This is a genomic window from Bradyrhizobium sp. LMG 9283 (genome assembly GCF_045571415.1).
In the GTDB taxonomy this organism is placed as follows: Bacteria; Pseudomonadota; Alphaproteobacteria; order Rhizobiales; family Xanthobacteraceae; genus Bradyrhizobium.
Window position 1 is genome coordinate 246,097 of sequence record NZ_CP120691.1, and the last position, 19,398, is coordinate 265,494.

Annotated in this window: 15 protein-coding genes, 1 tRNA gene and 1 riboswitch; of the genes, 7 read left to right on the top strand and 9 right to left on the bottom strand. The window is 64.3% G+C overall.

Going from position 1 to position 19,398, the window contains the following annotated elements:
• Positions 1–51: 51 nt before the first annotated feature.
• Positions 52–2,553: an EAL domain-containing protein gene (locus P6U29_RS01160; protein ID WP_407115948.1), complete on the top strand. Its 2,502-nt coding sequence runs from the start codon at positions 52–54 to the stop codon at positions 2,551–2,553.
• Positions 2,554–2,564: 11 nt separating this feature from the next.
• Here the strand turns inward: P6U29_RS01160 and P6U29_RS01165 are convergent, their stop codons facing one another.
• Positions 2,565–3,242, bottom strand: coding sequence for an LON peptidase substrate-binding domain-containing protein (locus P6U29_RS01165; protein ID WP_407115949.1), 678 nt, complete (start codon positions 3,240–3,242; stop codon positions 2,565–2,567).
• Between the two features lie 33 nt (positions 3,243–3,275).
• Entirely contained in the window at positions 3,276–4,199 is a 924-nt protein-coding gene (gene trxA, locus P6U29_RS01170; protein ID WP_407115950.1) for a thioredoxin, read from the bottom strand.
• 272 nt (positions 4,200–4,471) lie between these two features.
• Here trxA and P6U29_RS01175 point away from each other — a divergent pair.
• The 4 genes from P6U29_RS01175 to P6U29_RS01190 all read left to right on the top strand — a co-directional run bounded on the left by P6U29_RS01175 (position 4,472) and on the right by P6U29_RS01190 (position 8,027).
• Positions 4,472–4,546: transfer RNA gene (locus P6U29_RS01175), tRNA-Gly, on the top strand.
• A 76-nt stretch (positions 4,547–4,622) separates the two neighbouring features.
• Positions 4,623–5,609 carry an NAD-dependent epimerase/dehydratase family protein gene (locus P6U29_RS01180; RefSeq protein WP_407115951.1) on the top strand — a complete coding sequence of 329 codons (987 nt, stop codon included), beginning with the start codon at positions 4,623–4,625 and terminating at the stop codon, positions 5,607–5,609.
• 377 nt (positions 5,610–5,986) lie between these two features.
• On the top strand, positions 5,987–7,261 hold the full coding sequence (locus tag P6U29_RS01185; RefSeq protein WP_407115952.1) for a PQQ-dependent sugar dehydrogenase: 1,275 nt from the start codon (positions 5,987–5,989) through the stop codon (positions 7,259–7,261).
• Between the two features lie 181 nt (positions 7,262–7,442).
• Positions 7,443–8,027, top strand: a complete 585-nt coding sequence (locus P6U29_RS01190) for a c-type cytochrome (RefSeq protein WP_407115953.1) — start codon at positions 7,443–7,445, stop codon at positions 8,025–8,027.
• A 224-nt stretch (positions 8,028–8,251) separates the two neighbouring features.
• Here the strand turns inward: P6U29_RS01190 and panE are convergent, their stop codons facing one another.
• The 4 genes from panE to P6U29_RS01210 form a co-directional block, all read right to left on the bottom strand.
• Positions 8,252–9,175 carry a 2-dehydropantoate 2-reductase gene (gene panE / locus P6U29_RS01195; RefSeq protein ID WP_407115954.1) on the bottom strand — a complete coding sequence of 308 codons (924 nt, stop codon included), beginning with the start codon at positions 9,173–9,175 and terminating at the stop codon, positions 8,252–8,254.
• A 110-nt stretch (positions 9,176–9,285) separates the two neighbouring features.
• Entirely contained in the window at positions 9,286–9,894 is a 609-nt protein-coding gene (locus P6U29_RS01200; protein WP_407115955.1) for a 2-hydroxychromene-2-carboxylate isomerase, read from the bottom strand.
• Between the two features lie 90 nt (positions 9,895–9,984).
• Positions 9,985–11,334, bottom strand: coding sequence for an MATE family efflux transporter (locus P6U29_RS01205; protein WP_407115956.1), 1,350 nt, complete (start codon positions 11,332–11,334; stop codon positions 9,985–9,987).
• 88 nt (positions 11,335–11,422) lie between these two features.
• Positions 11,423–12,016 carry a DUF2239 family protein gene (locus P6U29_RS01210; protein WP_407115957.1) on the bottom strand — a complete coding sequence of 198 codons (594 nt, stop codon included), beginning with the start codon at positions 12,014–12,016 and terminating at the stop codon, positions 11,423–11,425.
• Between the two features lie 152 nt (positions 12,017–12,168).
• On the opposite strand from P6U29_RS01210, the gene P6U29_RS01215 reads away from it, so the two are divergent.
• A complete protein-coding gene (locus P6U29_RS01215; protein WP_407115958.1) occupies positions 12,169–12,834 on the top strand; it encodes a glutathione S-transferase family protein in 666 nt (221 codons plus the stop codon).
• A 99-nt stretch (positions 12,835–12,933) separates the two neighbouring features.
• Here the strand turns inward: P6U29_RS01215 and P6U29_RS01220 are convergent, their stop codons facing one another.
• Complete coding sequence (locus P6U29_RS01220) at positions 12,934–14,229, bottom strand: MFS transporter (RefSeq protein WP_407115959.1); 1,296 nt, start codon at positions 14,227–14,229, stop codon at positions 12,934–12,936.
• Between the two features lie 97 nt (positions 14,230–14,326).
• Positions 14,327–16,078 carry a gamma-glutamyltransferase gene (ggt, locus tag P6U29_RS01225; protein WP_407115960.1) on the bottom strand — a complete coding sequence of 584 codons (1,752 nt, stop codon included), beginning with the start codon at positions 16,076–16,078 and terminating at the stop codon, positions 14,327–14,329.
• A gap of 100 nt (positions 16,079–16,178) precedes the next feature.
• Between ggt and P6U29_RS01230 the strand changes: the two genes are divergently transcribed.
• Positions 16,179–17,564, top strand: a complete 1,386-nt coding sequence (locus tag P6U29_RS01230) for an MFS transporter (RefSeq protein ID WP_407115961.1) — start codon at positions 16,179–16,181, stop codon at positions 17,562–17,564.
• A gap of 105 nt (positions 17,565–17,669) precedes the next feature.
• Here the strand turns inward: P6U29_RS01230 and purH are convergent, their stop codons facing one another.
• Entirely contained in the window at positions 17,670–19,262 is a 1,593-nt protein-coding gene (purH, locus tag P6U29_RS01235) for a bifunctional phosphoribosylaminoimidazolecarboxamide formyltransferase/IMP cyclohydrolase (RefSeq protein WP_407115962.1), read from the bottom strand.
• A 24-nt stretch (positions 19,263–19,286) separates the two neighbouring features.
• A riboswitch (ZMP/ZTP riboswitch) is annotated at positions 19,287–19,368 on the bottom strand.
• Between the last annotated feature and the right edge of the window lie 30 nt (positions 19,369–19,398).

Consider the following 19,398-nt stretch of genomic DNA (forward strand, 5'->3'; position numbering starts at 1 on the left):
GCACGTTTAGCGCGTCCATCATCGACACTATTGACGATGGAGCGATATTGGATGTTCCGCGTTTTCTCCTGCCTTGCGGCCGAGCACGATTGGCGGCTCGTCGTACTCGCTGTTCTGGTCTGCTTCGTTGCCAGCATTGTCGCGGTCAGCATCTTTCATCGTGCGATCGCGACGCGCGCAAGAACGCGGTGGATTTGGATCACGATTGCCGGCGCGGCCATCGGATATGGCATCTGGGCGACGCATTTCGTCGCGATGCTCGCCTACGAGCCTGGCGTTACTACCGGCTACGGCATCGTTCTGACGGCGTCTTCTCTTGCAGCGGCGATGCTCCTGACCTCGGTCGGTTTCGGCGTTGCGGTCGGCCCCTTCGGCCGCTGGCGCGCGGCGGCAGGAGGCGTCATCATCGGCGGCGGCATTGCCAGCATGCACTATCTGGGGATGTGGGCCCTTGAAGTGCCGGGTCGAGTCTCTTGGTCCGCGGATCTCGTGCTCGCCTCGATCATCTTGGGCATGTGTCTCGGCTACGCCGCGCTGGCCGTCGCGCTCAGCTATCAGGGCTATTGGGGCATGATCGCGGCGGCAGTCCTGCTGACGCTGGCCATCGTGTCGCATCACTTCACGGCCATGGGTGCCGTGCAGATCACGCCAGATCCCACGCTCGCGACCGATACCCTTTCGCTTTCTCCGACCTTCCTCGCGCTTGCTATCGCCGGTGTGGCATTGTCCGTGCTCGGGATGAGCTTGATTGGTGTGCTGGCCGATCGCCGTCTGGCAACCAGAACCGCCAATTTCGAAGAGATCATCAGCCAGCTTTCGGTCGCCCGGCAGCAACTCGAAGGCTCGCAAAAGGAGCTGCAGGAACAGAAGCTCAGGCTGGACACGGCCATCAACCACATGGTCGAGGGCCTTTGCATGTTCGATGCCGACAAGCGACTGGTCGTCTGCAACGAGCGTTATGCCCGGCTCTATCGGCTGCCGCCGGAACTGCTGAGGACGGGGACATCGCACTCGGACATCATCAGGCATCGTATTGTAAAGGGAATTCTCAAAGGCGATCCCAGCGAGGGTGCCGCCGAGCAATTCATCTCGAAACTGGCGGCCTTGCCGTTCGATGTCGTCTCGAGCAGGATCGATGAATTTGCGGATGGCCGGCTGATCTGCGTGACGCGACAGCCAATGGCCGGTGGCGGATGGGTGGCCACTCATCTCGATGTTACCGAGCAACGCCGGTCCGAGGCCAAGATCACCCATATGGCACAACACGATGCGCTGACCGATCTGCCAAATCGCGTGCTGCTCAGGGAACGGATGGAGCATGCGATCGCGGTGACGCGCAACGGCGGCCTCGATCTGGCCGTGCTCATGCTCGACCTCGATCGTTTCAAGGAAGTCAACGACACGCTTGGACATCCGGCGGGCGATGCCCTGCTGCGCGCCGTCGCCGCGCGTCTGCGCGAATGCGTCACGGAGACCGCGTTGATTGCCCGGCTCGGCGGCGACGAGTTTGCGGTGATCGACTACGTAACCAACCCGGCCGTGGAGGCCGCCGCCCTCGCCGAGAACGTCAGAAAGGCGCTTTGCGAACCATTCGACCTCGGGGATCATCGGGTCACGGTGGGCACCAGCATCGGCATTGCCATCGCGCCGCGCGATGGCAACGATTCCGACGTGATCCTGAAGAGCGCGGATCTCGCCCTCTACTCGGCCAAGAGTGGTGGACGTGGTGCATTCCGCTTCTTCGAGCCGGAGCTCGACCAGCTCATGCATGCGCGACGCAACCTGGAGCGCGAGATGCGGGATGCGCTTGCCGGCCGTCAATTCGAGCTTCACTACCAGCCGTTCGTCAGCCCCGCGACCGGCAAGACCTGCGGCTTCGAGGCCTTGCTGCGCTGGCATCACCCGCAGCGAGGCCTGGTTTTGCCGGGCGAATTCATCCCGCTTGCGGAGGAGACCGGCTTGATCGTGCCTCTGGGAGAATGGGTCCTGAGGACCGCCTGCGCCGAAGCGGCCAAATGGCCAACCGATCTCAGGATCGCCATCAACCTGTCCCCCGCCCAATTCAGGAGCAAGGAGCTCGTTCCGGTCATTGTCGGCGCGCTGGCGAGTTCAGGAGTCGCGCCGCACAGGCTCGAGCTCGAGGTCACGGAGACGGTGATCATGCATGACAGCGAAGCCGTTTTTTCGGCACTCGCTCAGCTGCGCGAGCTCGGCGTGCGAATCGCCCTGGACGATTTCGGCACCGGCTATTCGTCGCTGAGCTTTCTGCAAAGATTTTCGTTCGACAAGATCAAGATCGACCGCAGCTTCGTCAATGAACTGTCCAGCGTGCGGGTGGAGGCGCACCATCTCGCGCGAGCGGTGGTGCGTTTCGCAGTCAGCCTCGGCAAGACGACGACCGCCGAAGGCGTCGAAACGAAGGAGCAGCTCGACATCCTCCGTGAAGAGGGGTGTGCCGAAACGCAAGGCTACTATTTCAGTCGGCCGATGCCTGCATCCGACATCCCCAGAATGCTGCGGCGAGATTCCGGAGCAGCCATCCGCGCTGCGTGAGCTTCAGATCCTCACTGCAGCGGCGGATCGCCGCTGGTGCGTTTCTTGGCGAGATCCATCTCGGTGACGGCGATCAGGATCTCGGCGCGGGTCTTCAGGTCGGGCGCCTCGAGCATCGCCTGCTTTTCCGCGGGACCATAGGGCGACATCATCGCCAGCGCATTGACGAGCGCCTCGTTGGGCGCGCTCTCGACGCCCTCCCAGTCGACCTTGAGATTGTTGGCTTTCAGGAAGTCGGCGAGCACCGACAGCAGCGCCTCGCGCTCGACCTCCTCCTCGCCCATGCGCGCGGTGAAGTCGTCGACGAAAGCGAAAAAATCCACCTTGCACTGCCGATAGGGGGTGAGCACCTCAAGCTCCTCGACCACCTTGAAGCGCGAAACGCCGGTGAGCTCGAGGATGTAGCGGCCGTCGCCGGATTCGGCGAGCTGGGTGATGCGGCCGACGCAGCCGACGCGGAACAGTGCCGGCTTGTCGGAATCCTTCGGCGAATGCGCCACGTCGGGCTGGATCATGCCGATCAGGCGATGGCCGTCGCGGAAGGAATCGTCGACCATCGCGAGGTAGCGCGGCTCGAAGATGTTGAGCGGCATCTGGCCGCGGGGCAGCAGCAGCGCACCCGGCAACGGAAACACCGGAATGATCTCCGGGAGATCGGCGGGCCCGCGGTATTCGATGTTGATCGGCATCTGCCCGGTCCCCCTGGCGTCGCCAGTACGTCCCTACGAAAACAGGATCGTCGACAAACGCTTGCGCCCCTCGACGGTTGCATCATCCGTGCCGCCCCACGCCTCGAAGAACTGCACCAGCTGCTTGCGGGCGCCGTCATCGTTCCATTTGCGGTCGCGCTTGACGATCTCGAGCAGCTGCTCGGTCGCCGCCGCGCGGTTGCCTTGTGCGTTGAGCGCGGTGGCGAGGTCGAATCGAGCCTGATGATCGAGCGGGTTTGCGGCGACTTTCTGTTCCAGCTCGGCGACAGGTCCAAGCGATTTCGCCTGCTCGGCGAGATCGATCGCGGTCTGCACGGCCTTCACGGCCGCGTCGCTGCGCTTGGATTCCGGCACCATGGCCAGCGTCTGCTTGGCCTGCTCCATCGCGCCGGAGACGGCGTAGCACTTTGCAAGGCCCGCAAGCGCCGCGATATTGGTCGAATCATGCTGGAGCGCCTCGGCGTAGATCTGCGCCGCCGCCGCCGTGTCGCCCTCGGCGAGCACCGTTTCGGCCTCCTGCACGATCTCGGCGACATTGACCTCGCCCGGCGCGATGACGCCCTTGGTCAGCCGCTCGATGAAGGCATTGATCTGGCTCTCCGGCACCGCGCCCATGAAGCCGTCGGCCGGCTGGCCGTTGACGAAGGCGATCACGGCCGGGATCGACTGGATGCCCATCTGGCCCGGGATCGCCGGATGGTGGTCGATGTTCATCTTGACCAGCTTGACCTTGCCCTTGGCCGCCTTCACGGCCTTCTCAAGCACCGGGGTGAGCTGCTTGCAGGGGCCGCACCACTCCGCCCAGAAATCGATCAGCACCGGCTGGCGCTTCGATTCCTCGATGACATCCTTCACGAAGGTCTGGGTGGTGGTGTCCTTGATCAGATCGGCCGCAGCCGGGCCCGCCGCTCCGTTACCCTGGTCGATGATCGTCACGGGATCCCCTCGTCATGTCTGGAATGGCGGCTCTTTAGCACGCCGCCGCATCATATGCTTGTTGTCGGCTCCTAAATTGGGCCGAATGGGCCGAATTTCAATCCAGGCGCCCTGATTCGCCGGTTCCGGGGCTTTTCCGGTCGATTTGGCCATGTTGGAGGTCCATTTGGGGCCCTCAATTGCGAATCTATCCCGCCGGTAGCTGTTGCATTCCCCTCCCGCTTTTGGCATACGACAGCCGTTGCCGGCGCGTCACGCGACCGACACAGGATGCGGGTGTAGCTCAGTGGTAGAGCACGACCTTGCCAAGGTCGGGGTCGAGGGTTCGAGCCCCTTCGCCCGCTCCAATTTTTCCCAGAGCATCCAGCCTAACCGGATAGGGCCGTGGTTTTCCACGCTGCTGACGGCTGTATTGGATCTGACATGACAATCCTGGTCACGGGTAGCGCGGGTCACCTCGGAGAGGCCATCCTGCGGACACTCCGTGGGCGTGGGTCGCCTGCCCGCGGGATTGATCTGAAGCCCTCCCCCTTCACAGATGCCGTCGGCTCGATCGTCGATCCCGGCTTCGTGCGGCGCCAGATGGATGGCGTCAGCGCCGTCATCCACACCGCGACCCTCCATAAGCCGCATGTGGCGACCCACACGAAGCAGGATTTCGTCGACACCAACGTCACTGGCACGCTCAACCTGCTCGAGGCGGCCGCGGCGGCCGGCGTGAAGAGTTTCGTCTTCACCAGCACCACCAGCGCGTTCGGCTCGCAGCTGCGCCCTGAGGCCGGGCAGGCGGCCGTTTGGGTCACCGAGGACCTGCCGCCGGTGCCGAAGAACATCTACGGCACGACCAAGCTGATGGCCGAGAACCTCTGCGAACTGTTCTTTCGCGAGCGCGCCCTGCCGGTCCTCATCCTGCGAACCTCGCGCTTCTTTCCCGAGGACGACGATGATCCCGCGATGCGGTCGGCCTACGCGCTTGAGAACGCGCAGGCCAACGAGCTGCTCTATCGCCGCCTGGATATCGCGGACGCGGTCAGCGCCCATCTGCTGGCCGTCGAGCGCGCGCCCAGAATCGGGTTCGCCCGCTACATCGTCTCGGCCACGAGCCCGTTCGAGCAACGGCATCTCGAGGCGCTTGCGCGCGATGCCGCCGGTGTCGTCCGCGAGCTCTATCCGGAATGTGCGCAGCTCTATGCGGCGCGCGGCTGGCGGCTCTTCCCCGCGATCGACCGCGTCTTTGTCAACGAGCGCGCGCGGCGTGAGCTCGGCTGGCGGCCCGAATTCGACTTCGCGCATGTGCTGCGCAGCCTGCGAGATGGCCGCGATATTCGCAGCACCCTGGCGCGCGAGATCGGGTCGAAAGGCTATCATGACACCGTGTTCGACGACGGGCCCTACCCCGTCGCTTTCTAAGCGCCGCGATTGCTATTTTGCTCGACGCTTCAAATGGCTGTCCGGTGTCAGCGGGAGCAGGTCAGCTGGAGCCGGTCTACTGTGCATGGGGTTGTTTTCGCACTTTTTGCATATCGCCCCCTCATGCCGCCTGAAATCCATGCGCAAATTGATTCCGCGTTGCAGCGAGGGTGCGGTCGTCGCTGCATCGTCTGTTCATTGACATTCCGTCTCAATTTTTAATGAACGCAGCCGCGCTGCACCCGGCGCGCTTCTCACTAGCGGCAGATGTGCTAACCTTTTTGCGTCTGTCGTCCCGACGGACTCAAAACTTCGCCTCTCGACTAGCAAAACAAAATAACGCGCAGCCCTCACGGCTGCCTTAGGGGAGTGACGCGATGACATCGATGATCCATCGATCCGTGTTGGCGCTTGCGGCCGTGGCCCTTCTTGCCGGGACCGGCGCCGGCAATGCGCAGCAACAGGACAAGAACCGGCCGCTGAAGAAATACGAATCCGGTACCAAGGAGTTCTGGACCCATCCGCCGGACGACTGGTTCCTCGGCGACGAGACCGAGGCGCAGAAGGGCCTCGCACCGCCCTCGGGCCCGCCGACCGGCGCCTCCGACGCCGAGCTCGCCAACATCGTCAAGAAAATCAAGCTGCCGCCGGGCTTCAAAATCGAGGTCTACGCCTCGGGCGTGCTGGCCGCGCGGCAGATGGCCTGGGGTGACAAGGGCACGCTGTTCGTCGGCTCGTTCGGCCTCGGCAACGTCTATGCCATCAAGGACAACAACGGAAAGAAAGAGGTCAAGACTGTCCTGAAGGGCCTGAACATGCCCACCGGGCTCGCCTTCAAGGACGGCGCGCTCTACGTCATCGCCGTCGACAAGCTGATCCGCTACGACAACGCCGAAGCCAATCTCGACAATCTCGGCCAGGGCAAGGTCGTCTATGACGACATGCCGTCCTATGCCGCGCATGGCTGGAAGTACATCGCGGTCGACAAGGACGGCTGGTTCTTCCTGCCGTTCGGACCGCCCTTCAATGTCGGCATTCCGCCGACCAGCGTGTCGCAGATCCGGCGCGTCGATCCCAAGACCGGCAACGCCGAGATCTGGGCGCTCGGTGTCCGCAACTCGGTCGGCGGCGACGTCGATCCGCGCACCGGCAAGCTCTGGTTCACCGAGAATGCCCGGGACTGGATCAGCGATGATCTGCCCTCGGACAAGCTGAACATGATCAACAGGATCGGCGAACATTTCGGCTATCCCTATTGCCACCAGGGCAATCTGCCTGATGACAAGTTCGCGATGGGCCACAAATGCTCCGAGTTCACACCGCCCGTGCTGAATCTCGGCGCCCATGTCGCTCCGCTCGGCATGAAGTTCTATACCGGCGACCAGTTCCCCGCCGACTACAAGAACAACATCCTGATAGCCGAGCACGGCTCCTGGAATCGTCACAAGTACCAGGGCGCACGCATCGTGCGCGTGATCGTCGGGCCCGACGGCAAGAACCCGAAGCAGGAGATCTTCGCCTCCGGCTGGCTCGAGGGCGACCAGGGCTATCTCGGCCGTCCCAACGACATCATCCTCGCCAAGGACGGATCGATCCTCGTTGCCGACGACTGGGCCGGCGCGATCTATCGCATCAGCTACAGCAAGAAGTAGCGCGACACGAGAACGGGGCTGCGACCGGGTGACGGCCGCAGCCTCTTTTGCTTGTGACGGACTTGCAATGGAACACGTTCGTCATGCCCGGACTTGATCCGGGCATCCATCAAACGAGAAACTTTTCAAAAGAGATGGATTGCCGGGTCTAGCCCGGCAATGACAGTCGGAGAAATCAGCGATGCGGGTCGTTCGGTTCGGAATTCTGTGTGCGACGCTTCTGCTTTCATCTAACCCGGCCCGAGCCGCCGATAACGCCGCGATCAAGGAAAAAGCCTCCGTCTGCGCCGGCTGTCACGGCGAGAACGGCATCTCGCAGACCGAGAACATCCCCTCGCTCGCTGGCCAGCCCGATCAATTCCTGCAGTGGCAGCTCGTGTTCTTCCGCGCCGGCTCGCGCAAGAACGAGCAGATGCAGCCGATCGTCGAGGAGATCAGCAACGAGGACATCCGCAATCTCGGCGCCTATTTCTCCCAGCTCGCGCCACCGAAGGGTCCGGAGGACAAGGATCCGGACCTGTCGAAAAAGGGCGCGCAGGTTGCCGCGGGCCGCCGCTGCGCGTCATGCCACACGGATAGCTATGCCGGCACCAAGGCGGTTGCGCGGCTCGCCGGCCAACGCGAGGAATACCTCGTCAAGGCGCTGCACGACTACAAAGCCGGCCAGCGCGTCGGCGGCGGCGTCGCCGCGATGGCCGATGTCGCCTATCACATGAGTGACGAGGAAATCACGGCGGTCTCGCACTATCTCGCGCACTTGCAGTAGCGGAAGGTGTAGCCACAAACTCCGCCGTCGTCCCGGACAAGCGCGCCTCAAGTGTGCGTCGATCCGGGACCCACAGCCACAGGATCAAGTTTGGCGAAGACTCGGAGTGACCGTCTCACGCAATAATCACGCCCTGTGGTTATGGTCCCGTCGGCGCTCCGCTCTGGACAACGCTTCGCGCTGTCGAGAGCTACGCTTGTCCGGGGCGACAACCGAGTGCGGAGCTATCCCGCCCGCTGCTTCTCGTACGCCTTCAGATGCGTGTACGCGATGCGCAGCTTCGGCACCGGCACCTTGGCGGCATCGGCGCGCGCGATGAGATCGCCGATCACGTGATCGGCTTCGACCGGCAGGCCCGCCTTGATGTCGCGGAACATCGAGGCCGTCATCGGCGAGCCCTCGGTGGTGAGGTTGCCCTTCACCCGCTCGAAGAACGGTCCGCCCGGCGGATAGCCCGACGCGGTGGCGATGGCGCTGGTCTCATCCAGCATGCCGAGCAGGAAATCCCGGCCGCCGGGAGCCGCAAGGATGTTGCCGACCGAGGCGCGCATCAGGCTGGTGGATGCCGCCAGCGAGGAGAGGAACACCCACTTCTCCCACATGTCCTGCATGATGTTCTGACTGGCGGCGGCACCGGTGATGCCGCTCCTGAAGGCCTCGTCGATCGCCTTCACCCGGTCCGACATCTTGCCGTCGCGCTCGCCGTAACTGATCGACTGCATCGGCTGGAGCTGCACCACCTCGCGCTTCTCGCTCAGCGTCGCGGCGATGGCGCAGAGGCCGCCAAGCACGCGCTCCTTGCCGAACTTGGCATCCAGTGTGTCGAGGTGCTTCATGCCGTTGAGCATCGGAATGATGGCCGTGTTCGGCCCGACCGCCGCCGCGAACGACTTGATGGCGTCGTCGAGGTCGAACGCCTTGCAGCTCAAGAGCACGACGTCGAACTTGTCCTTGAGCGCGTCCGCCTGCACGGTCGGCGGGTTCTTCAAGGTCACGTCGCCGTTCGGGCTCTTGATGACGAGGCCGGCGCTCGCAAGCTCGCTGGCGCGCCGCGGCCGGACCAGGAAGGTGACGTCGCGGCCGGCCTGCAACAGCCTGCCACCAAAATAGCCGCCGATGGCGCCGGCGCCGACCACGAGGATACGCATGGGATTGTCCTTATTCTTGCTGTTGGCGGTCTATCTATAGTCGTCATTGCGAGCGAAGCGAAGCAACCCAGAATGTTTCCGCAATCACATTCTGTCGCTGGAGAACGAGGCTATTTGCCCAGGACCATCTCCTCGACTTCGCGTAGCTGCTCCTTGCCAAAGAACATCTCGTTGCCGACGAAGAAGGTCGGCGAGCCGAACGCGCCGCGGGCAACCGCCTCTTCGGTGTTCTTCATCAGTCTGCCCTTCACTTCGGGTTCCCCGGCCCGGGCGAACAGCTTCTGCGCATCGAGGCCGGAGGACTCCAGCGCCTTCGCCGCGATTTCAGGATCGTCCATCTTCTTCGGCTCGCGCCACATGTGGTGGAAGGCAGCCTCGACATATTTTTCGAAGACGCCTTCGAGCTGCGCCGCGATTGCCGCGCGCATCAGGTTCAGCGTGTTGACGGGAAAATGCGGATTCCAGACATAGGGCTGGACATGAAAGCGCTTGATGAAGCGCTCGGTCTCGATCGCCTGGAACTCGCGCTTGTTCTTGACGCCGGCCAGCGTCTCGGCCGGGGACTTGTTGTTGGTCGACTTGAAAATGCCGCCGAGCAGGATCGGCACATATTCGAACTTGACGCCGATGCGCTGCTCGATCGCCGGGATCGCCAGATGGCTGAGATAGGCGTTGGGGCTGCCGAAGTCGAACAGGAATTGCGGGGCGGTGCGGGTCAATATCATTCTCCCTGACGTCGCTTTTTGCTCATTGTGGCGCAGGCCGCGCCACAGGTCCACCGTTTAATGATGGTCATAATACTTTGGCGGTCAGACCAGACGCCGGATCGCCTGCTTGCGCCACACCAGGAGGTAATAGCCCATCTGCAAGACGAACATGGCGCAGAACACGATCGGATAGGCTGCCCACACGCCCCCAAGGCCGATCGTGCGGCTCAGGACCATTGCGGCCGGTAGCTCGATCGCGACGATTGCGAAGATCGACAGCAGCATCGGTGTAAAGGCGACGCCGGCTGCGCGCATCGCACCGGAAAACACCGTGGCGAGACCGAAAGGCACCGAGCTCCACAAGGCGATGTACAGCAGCTCCTTCGCCAGATCGAGCACGGCGCCGTCGGTGATGAAGATGCCAAGCACCGCGCGCGGCGCCAGGTAAATCAGCGCCACCAGCCCGCCGGTCAGGACGAGATTGAACGCAAGGCCGGTGCGCACGATGCTATCGAGCCGCGCCCGGTCGCCGCCGCCGATCGCCTGCGCACCGAGGATCGAGACCGCGATCGAAATCGACATCGCCGTGAACTGCGTGTAGCCCATCACCTGATTGACGGCGCCATAGGCGGCCGTAGCGTTTGAGCCGAAGCCGTTGACGAGGCCGAGCAGCACCAGCTCCGCGATCGCCATCACCACCATGCCGATCGCGCTCGGCAGCCCGATGCCGAGAATCTTACCGATCACGGCGCGATTGAGCCGGAGATGCCCCAGCAACGCAGCGTCTGGTGCGAGCGCATGCTTCTTCCGCAGCAGATAGATGGCCAGCGCGATCAGCGTCAGCGTGTTGGCGATTGCCGCCGCCCATGCCGGACTGGTGATGCCGACGGCCGGCAATCCGAACGTGCCGCGGATCAGCATCGGCGTCAGGATCAGGCCGATCGTCGTCGACAATGCCAGCGCCAGCAGCGGCGTCAGCGCATCGCCGACGCTGCGGATCATCGCCGTCATCAGCAGGAAAACGAAACCGAGCGGCATCGTGAGCAGCACGATGCGTGCATAGGCGCTGGTCTCGTCCAGAATGTTCGCGGGCGTGGCAAGTAGCATCATCAATTGCCGGCTGAAAACTCCGCCGACGAGTGCAATCGCGATCGAGAGCAACAGGCCGACAGCAAGCGTCGTACCCACCACGCTCCTGATCTTGCCGTGCTCGCCGGCGCCGAAGGCCTGGCCGATCAGCACGGTGGCGCCGGTGCTCAGGCCCATGACGAAGGCGAACAGGAAGAACATCACGGGGAAGAACGCCGACACCGCCGCCAGCGCGTCGACGCCGATCATCTGGCCGAGATAGACATTGCTGACCGTGCCGAACAGCGATTGCAGCGCATTGCTCAGCATCAAGGGAGCCAGGAAGCGGAGGAATGTGGTCCAGAGGGGTGCTGCGGCGGACATGGATTGGCCTTTCATCAGGGCGTGCGAAGCCGTTGCCGCGCAATGCGCGGCTCGGCCGTCGATGGGGTTGAAAGAGAGGGCGCGCGGTTTACGCGCGGTCGCTGTAGGCGAGCTTGACGATGTGGTCGCGGATGTCGATCGGCCAGTCGGCGATCAGCCCGGTGAAGCGCCGCCGGTCCGCTGCGAACAGCGCGCGCGAGGCTTCCTCGAACTGCGGCAGATTGCCGGCCATGGTCGACATGAAATGATAGGCAGCATCGCGCGCCTGGCGCTCGCGGTCCTTGTCGCCGCTCGCGCGTCTGGCATCGTCGACGAGCTTGCGCAGCGCGACCGAGGCGCCGCCCGCCTGCGCGTTGAGCCACTCCCAGTGCCGCGGCAGCAAGGTCACCTCGCGCGCGACCACGCCGAGTTTCGGCCGGCCGCGTCCGCGCGGCTCGGCGGGTGCTTCAACCGCCTCACTCGGCGGGGCAAGCTTCGCCAGCCGCGCCAGCACCTCGCGGTCGTCACCGCGCAGGTCGAAATCGATCGACCGGCCCGTCCCGTCGTCAAAGACGATGATCGGCTGGTCCAGGGGCTGCGTGGCTCGCTTGACCGCGAGCGCGACATCGCCCGCCGTGCCCGAGGCCAGCCGGCGCTGGCCGGCAAAGGCTGTGTAGGTCCCTTGCATTGGAATCATTGCCATATTGATCGTGTTGCGCGTTTTAATATCCGGGTAAATTCCATGCGTCAATATACCCGGGTGAAAATATCTGCACCGGCCGCTCGACAATGTGTTCCTGGGCTGGCACGAACGGCGCGGCTGATCGACCACGCCCAATCCTTGAGGACCCTGCGATGCTGACCGTTCACCACCTCAACAATTCCCGCTCGCAGCGCGTGCTGTGGCTGCTCGAGGAGTTGGGTGTTCCTTACGAGATCGTGCGCTATCAGCGCCAGCCGGACATGCGCGCGCCCAAGGAGCTGCGCGCCATCCATCCGCTCGGCAAGTCGCCCGTCATCACCGACAACGGCAACACTATCGCCGAGTCAGGCGCAATCATCGAATATCTCATCACCACCTATGGCAACGGTCGGCTGATCCCGCCGCCGAACACGCCGGAGCGGCTGCGCTACACCTACTGGCTGCACTATGCGGAAGGATCGGCGATGCAGCCGCTGCTCCTGAAGCTGCTATTCACGCTGATGCCGAAGCGCGCGCCGGCGCTGCTTCGGCCGCTGGTCCGCAAGGTCTGCAACCAGGCGCTGACCGCGCTGGTCAATCCGCAGCTGAAGCAGCACATGGATTATTGGGAAGATGAGCTTGGCAAGAGCGAGTGGTTCGCCGGCAGCGAGTTCACCGCGGCCGACATCCAGATGAGCTTTCCGCTGGAAGCAGCCCAAGCGCGCGGCGGGCTCGAGCAGGGCCATCCAAAGGCGATGGCGTTCTTGGAGCGCATCCACGCGCGGCCGGCGTATAACCGCGCGCTCGAGAAGGGCGGGCCGTATCAGGTCGGACGGTAAGTCTTTCCATCCTCATTCCGGGGCGGTGCGGAGCACCGAACCCGGAATCTCGAGGGTTCTGGGTTCGTCCTTCGGGCGCCCCGGAATGACGCCTCTCGATTAATCCGCGTGCAGCACGCGCCCGCGCGTCTCCGGCAGCGCGAAGGCGGCGATGAAGAACACCGCATAGGCGACCACCGCAAAAATCGCGATCGCGTTCGCAAGCGATGTCGTCGCCGACAGCGCGCCGACGAGGAATGGAAACAGCGCGCCGATGCCGCGGCCGAAATTGTAGCAAAAGCCCTGGCCCGAGCCGCGCAGCCGCGTCGGATAGAGCTCGGTCAGGAATGCGCCGACGCCAGAGAAATAGCCGGAGGCGAAGAAGCCGAGCGGGAAACCCAGTATCCAGAGGATCTCGTTGGTCAGCGGCAGCTGCGTGTAGAGCAGTACCACTGCCATGGCGCCGAGCGAGAAGATCAGGAACAGATTGCGCCGCCCAATCCGGTCGGCAAGCCAGGCACCGGTGAGATAACCGATGAAGGAGCCGATGATCAGCGTCGACAGATAACCGGTCGAGCCGACGATGGACAGGTGCCGCTCCTTGGTCAGGAATTGCGGCACCCAGAAGGTGATGGCGTAGTAGCCACCTTGGCAGCCCGTTGCCATCAGCGACGCAAGCACCGTGGTCTTCACGATCGGGAAGGTGAAGATCTCCCAGAGTTTCGGATGACCGCCCGTTTCCGCCTGCTTTGCGCGGGCCTCGGCTGCGATCTTCGGCTCGGTGACCGAGCGGCGGATGTAGAACACGAGCAGGGCCGGCAGCGCGCCGATCACGAACATCCAGCGCCAGGCCGTCTCCGCCGCCAGAAGCGAGAACAGGATCGCCTGCGACAGCACGGCGAGAGCCCAGCCCACCGCCCAGCCCGACTGCACCGAGCCGACCGCGCGGCCACGAAATTGCGGCCGGATCGCCTCGCCCATCAGCACGGCGCCGGCTGCCCATTCGCCGCCAAAGCCGAGGCCGAGCAAGGCGCGCGCGATCAGGAGCTGGTCGAAATTCTGCACAACCGCACAGACCAGCGAGAAGAACGAGAACCAGATGATGGTGATCTGGAGCGTCCTGACCCGCCCGATATGGTCGGAGAGATAACCCCCGAGCCAGCCGCCGATGGCGGAGGCGAGCAGTGTCACCGTGCCGGCAAGGCCGGCCGAGGCGGCATCGACCTTCCACAGCGCGATGATGGTGCCGATTACCAGCGGATAGATCATGAAGTCCATGCCATCGAGCGCCCAGCCCGCCGCGCAGGCCCAGAACGTCCGCCGTTCGGACGTGTTCATGTCGCGATAGAAGGCGAGCAGGCTGGTGTCCTCGATCTCGGCGCGTTCGATGCGCTGGTTCGGATCGGCGGTGGTCATGTGCGTTTCCCCGGCAGTTGCTTTGCGGGCGGTCCTAGCATGCGCGGCGGTCCGAGCAAGCCGGCGCGCGCTGTCGTGCCATGCAGAGAAAGCGGATTTACTGCCCCGCCGCCTCCGCGCCACGCGTGCGCGGATCGGCCGCGCCGAGCGGTCCGTTCGGCGTCACGAGAATCGAATTCGCCGATGTCTGCCCCATCGGCTCGACGATGAGATGGCCCATCTCCTTAAGCGCGAGCAGCACGTCGTCGGGAAAGCCGCGCTCGACGCGCACTTCATCCGGCAACCATTGGTGATGCAGCCGCGGCGCTGCGACGGCGGCCGCAACATCCATCTTGTAGTCGAGGACGTTCACGATCACCTGAAGCACGGTAGAGATGATGCGGCTGCCGCCAGGCGAGCCCGTCACCAGCACCGGCTTGCCGTCCCTCAGCACGATGGTCGGAGACATCGACGAGAGCGGCCGTTTGCCGGGTCCAGGCAGATTTGCCTCGAAGCCGACTAGACCATAGGCATTGGATGCGCCCACTGCTGCGGTGAAATCGTCGAGCTCGTTGTTGAGCAGCACGCCGGTGCCGTCGGCGACGAGGCCGACGCCATAGCTGAAGTTCAGCGTGTAAGTGTTGCTGACGGCGTTGCCGCGGGCATCGACGACGGAAAAATGCGTGGTGTTGCTGCCCTCACGCGGCGCGGCCGACGCGGACACGAGCTCTTTCGACGGCGTGGCGCGTTCGGCAGAAATATTCGCGCGCAGCTTGGCGGCGTAGTCCTTCGCGACGAGCGTCTCGATTGGTGCATTGACGAAGGCGGGATCGCCGAGATAGCGCGCGCGGTCGGCATAGGCGCGCTTCATGGCCTCGATCAGCAGATGCAGCGATGCGGGCGATCCCTGCTTCAGATCGGCGAGCTGAAATCCTTCGAGGATGTTGAGTGTCTCGACCAGCACCACGCCGCCGGACGACGGCAGCGGCATCGAGACGATGTCATAGCCGCGATAGGTGCCGCGCACCGGCGCGCGGATGACCGGTTGATAAGCCTTGAGGTCGGCGGGCGTCATGATCCCGCCGGCGCCGGTCACGGCCTTGGCGAGCTTCTCCGCGACCGGCCCCTCATAGAAGCCGCGCGGTCCCAGTGCGGCGACGGCCGACAGCGTTTCAGCGAGGTCGCCCTGCACCAGCCAGTCGCCTTCGCCTAGCGGCGTGCCATCAGGCCGCGAGAAGATCTTGGCCGAGGAAGGCCAACGTGCCAGCCGCCGGTGCCAGCTCGGCAGTGTATCGGCAATGTCGTCGCTGACGGCGAAGCCATCGCGGGCGAGCGCGATGGCGGGCGCGAGCAGTTGCGCCAGCGTGAACTGGCCCGAGCCGTATTTGTCCAATGCCAGCGCGAGGCCGGCAACCGTGCCGGGCACGCCGATGCCGAGCGCGGAATCCCGTGACTTCGTCGTGTCAGGCTTGCCATCGGCGCCGAGGAAGATCTGCGGCGTGGTGGCAGCCGGCGCGGTCTCGCGATAGTCGATCGTTATGTCTTCATTGCGATCGGCGGAATGAATCACCATGAAGCCGCCGCCGCCGATATTGCCGGCGCGCGGGTAGGTCACGGCCATCGCAAAGCCGGTCGCGACCGCAGCATCGACCGCATTGCCGCCGCGCCGCAGGATGTCGGCGCCGATCTGTGCGGAAATCTTCTCCTGCGCCACCACCATGCCGTGCTCGGCGGCGACGGCGCGCACTGCATCGCGCGCGGGCCGGACATAACCCGGCCGCGCATCCTGAGCGGCCGCGGGGGCGAGGCCAAACGCCAGAGTGGCAATGAAGGCGAAGAATGTCCGCCGTGTCGAATATGATGACATCATCAAATTTCCGCCGCGGCCTCGGGCCAGTTCACAGGTCTCGCTGCAATGCTATACGGTTTGCTTCAGGAGAGGCAAAACTGTTCGTGATGAGGACTGCGTGATGACGACGATAGCCCCCGACGTGCGCATGACCAGCGCCCCGCGCACCTATCCGCCACGTGCCGCCGTCGTCAGCTGGATCTTCTTCGACTGGGCCGCGCAGCCCTATTTCACGCTGATCACGACCTTCGTGTTCGCGCCCTATTTCGCGACCAGCGTTGCGCCAAATCCCGCCACCGGCCAGTCGCTGTGGGGATTTGCGATGGCCGCGGCGGGCCTTGCGATCGCGCTGCTATCGCCAGTGCTGGGGGCCATCGCCGACGCGGCTGGCCGCAGGAAGCCATGGATCGCAGGCTTCGGCGCGGTGCTGGTGCTGGCGTCCTGCACGCTCTGGATCGGCAAGCCCGGCGATTACGCCATCATTCCGATCTTGCTCACTGCGGTCGCGCTCGCCAGTGTCGGTGCGGAATTCGCCACCGTTTTCAACAATGCGATGATGCCGACCCTGGTGCCGCCGGAGCGGATCGGCCGGCTCTCCGGCACAGGCTGGGCCACAGGCTACATCGGCGGCATCGTCGGCCTGATCATCGTGCTCGGCCTGCTCGCCGCCAATCCAGAGACCGGCCGCACGCTGCTCGGCTTCGCGCCGTTGTTCGGGCTCGATCCCGTCACGCATCAGGGCGACCGTGCCGCCGGGCCGCTGACCGGGTTGTGGTTCATCATCTTCGTGACGCCGATGTTCCTGTTCACGCCGGATTATCCGGCGAGGCGCCCGCTACGCGAGGCGCTGCGCGAGGGCCTGTGGGAGCTCAAGCAATCGATCAAAGGGCTGCCCAAGCAGAAGTCGCTCGCGGCGTTTCTGCTCGCCAACATGATCTACACCGATGGTCTCGTGTCACTATTCGCGTTCGGGGGCATCTATGCCGCAGGCACGTTCGGCTGGCACACGATCCAGATCGGCACGTTCGGCATCATGCTCGCGATTGCCGGCGCGCTCGGCGCATGGCTTGGCGGCAAGCTCGACGATCGTCTCGGGCCGAAGCGCGTGATCGCCGGCAGCCTGCTGCTCCTGCTGCTGTCGCTGGCGGCGATCCTGCTGGTCGACAAGGATGCGATCTTCTTCATCAAGGTCGCGCCGCCGCAAGCAGGCGCTCCCTTGTTCTCGAGCGCGGCGGAGCGCGCCTATCTCGTGCTGGGTTGCTTGATCGGTGCAGCCGGTGGCCCGCTGCAGGCCGCCTCCCGCACGCTGCTGATTCACCTCGCACCGAACGATCGCATCGCTCAGTATTTTGGCCTGTTCGCGTTGACCGGGAAGGTGACGTCCTTCGTCGGACCGCTCTTGATCGGCATGATCACAGCGGTGACCGCGAGCCAGAAGGCCGGCATGGCCGTGCTGGTGGTGTTCTTCGTTGCGGGACTGGGCCTGTTGATGCGGGTGAAGGAGTAGCCCCGTCCGTAGCCCGGATGGAGCGAAGCGCAATCCGGGGCCGCCTCCACCAAGCTGCGAGAACCCGGATTACGCTTACGCTCCATCCGGGCTACGCAGATCGTGTCAATGCCTGAAGTGCCGCGTACCCGTGAACACCATGGCGATGCCGTGCTCGTCGGCCGCCTTGATCACCTCGTCGTCGCGCATGGAGCCGCCGGGCTGCACCACGGCGGTGGCGCCGGCTTCGATGCAGGCGAGCATGCCGTCGGCGAACGGGAAGAACGCATCCGACGCCACGACCGACCCCTTGGTCAGCGGCTCGGCGAGCTTCAGCTCAGCTGCGGCATCCTGCGCCTTGCGTGCCGCGATCCGCGCTGAATCCACCCGACTCATCTGGCCCGCGCCGATGCCGACGGTGGCGAGATCCTTGGCGTAGATGATGGTGTTGGACTTGACGTGCTTTGCCACCCGGAACGCGAATTTCAGGTCACGCATTTCCGCGTCGGTCGGTGCGCGCTTGGTCACGACCTTGAACGTCATGTCGTCGACCACGGCGTTGTCGCGGCTCTGCACGAGCAGACCGCCGGCCACTGTCTTGGCGGTCAGGCCCGGCGCACGCGGATCGGGCAGGCTGCCGGCGAGCAACAAGCGGAGGTTCTTCTTACCGCCGATGATGGCAATCGCTTCCTCGCTGGCATCGGGTGCGATGATCACCTCGGTGAAGATTTTGGTGATCTCGCGGGCCGTATCGGCATCGAGCGGACGGTTCATGGCAATGATGCCGCCGAAGGCCGAGGTCGAGTCGCAGGCCAGCGCCTTGCGATAGGCGTCGACGAGGCTGGAGCCTTCCGCGACGCCGCAGGGGTTGGCGTGCTTGACGATGACGCAGGCCGCGGTGCGCTTGGCGTCGAACTCACCGATGCATTCATAGGCTGCATCGGTGTCGTTGATGTTGTTGTAGGAGAGCTCTTTGCCCTGCAGCTGCCGCGCGGTGGAGACGCCCGGGCGCTTGTCGGGCGTCGCATAGAACGCCGCGGTCTGGTGCGGGTTCTCGCCATAGCGCAGCGACTGGATCAGCCGGCCGCCCAAGGCGCGGAAGTCGGGCGCGTCGATTTCGAGCTGGCGGTTGAACCAGTTCGAGATCGCGGCGTCATAGGCCGCGGTGCGCGCATAGGCCTTTGCGGCGAGGCGCCGGCGCAGCTTCAGCGTGGTCGCGCCCTTGTTGGCGGCGAGCTCGTCGAGCACGGCCTTGTAGTCCTCGGCCTCCACCACGACGGCGACGTCGTCATGATTCTTCGCGGCGGCGCGAATCATCGCGGGACCGCCGATGTCGATGTTCTCGATGCAATCCTCGAATCCCGCGCCTTTCTCGACCGTCGCCTCGAACGGATAGAGATTGACGACGAGCAGGTCGATCGGCGCGATGCCGTGCGCCTTCATCGCGTCGGCATGTTCCTTGTTGTCGCGGATCGCAAGCAGGCCGCCATGCACCTTCGGATGCAGCGTCTTGACGCGACCGTCCATCATCTCGGGGAAGCCGGTGAGGTCGGAGACGTCCTTCACCTTGAGGCCGGCCGCGGCAATGGCCTTGGCGGTGCCGCCGGTCGAGACCAGCTCGACATCATGCGCGGCAAGCGCTTTGGCGAACTCGATCAGGCCGGTTTTGTCGGAGACGGAGAGAAGGGCGCGGGTGACGCGGCGGGGATGGTCAGTCATGAGCAAGATCCTCTGTTCAGGGAGTGTCTATGCCCAGGCGCGCGGCTTCTATGTCCCGCGCTTCCCGATGGTGCTCCATCCAAGGTCGCCAGTCGCGCGAGCGAGGGCTCGATAGCAGCTTTTGGCCGTTTTCACA

Bases quoted from the DNA above. Each gene is read 5' to 3' on its own strand.
- P6U29_RS01215 (WP_407115958.1), top strand. From the start codon at position 12,169: ATGCTGACCGTTCACCACCTCAACAATTCCCGCTCGCAGCGCGTGCTG.
- P6U29_RS01185 (WP_407115952.1), top strand. From the start codon at position 5,987: ATGACATCGATGATCCATCGATCCGTGTTGGCGCTTGCGGCCGTGGCC.
- panE (WP_407115954.1), bottom strand. From the start codon at position 9,175: ATGCGTATCCTCGTGGTCGGCGCCGGCGCCATCGGCGGCTATTTTGGT.
- P6U29_RS01210 (WP_407115957.1), bottom strand. From the start codon at position 12,016: ATGGCAATGATTCCAATGCAAGGGACCTACACAGCCTTTGCCGGCCAG.
- P6U29_RS01230 (WP_407115961.1), top strand. From the start codon at position 16,179: ATGACGACGATAGCCCCCGACGTGCGCATGACCAGCGCCCCGCGCACC.
- P6U29_RS01205 (WP_407115956.1), bottom strand. From the start codon at position 11,334: ATGTCCGCCGCAGCACCCCTCTGGACCACATTCCTCCGCTTCCTGGCT.
- P6U29_RS01220 (WP_407115959.1), bottom strand. From the start codon at position 14,229: ATGACCACCGCCGATCCGAACCAGCGCATCGAACGCGCCGAGATCGAG.
- P6U29_RS01190 (WP_407115953.1), top strand. From the start codon at position 7,443: ATGCGGGTCGTTCGGTTCGGAATTCTGTGTGCGACGCTTCTGCTTTCA.
- purH (WP_407115962.1), bottom strand. From the start codon at position 19,262: ATGACTGACCATCCCCGCCGCGTCACCCGCGCCCTTCTCTCCGTCTCC.
- P6U29_RS01160 (WP_407115948.1), top strand. From the start codon at position 52: ATGTTCCGCGTTTTCTCCTGCCTTGCGGCCGAGCACGATTGGCGGCTC.
- P6U29_RS01165 (WP_407115949.1), bottom strand. From the start codon at position 3,242: ATGCCGATCAACATCGAATACCGCGGGCCCGCCGATCTCCCGGAGATC.
- P6U29_RS01180 (WP_407115951.1), top strand. From the start codon at position 4,623: ATGACAATCCTGGTCACGGGTAGCGCGGGTCACCTCGGAGAGGCCATC.
- ggt (WP_407115960.1), bottom strand. From the start codon at position 16,078: ATGATGTCATCATATTCGACACGGCGGACATTCTTCGCCTTCATTGCC.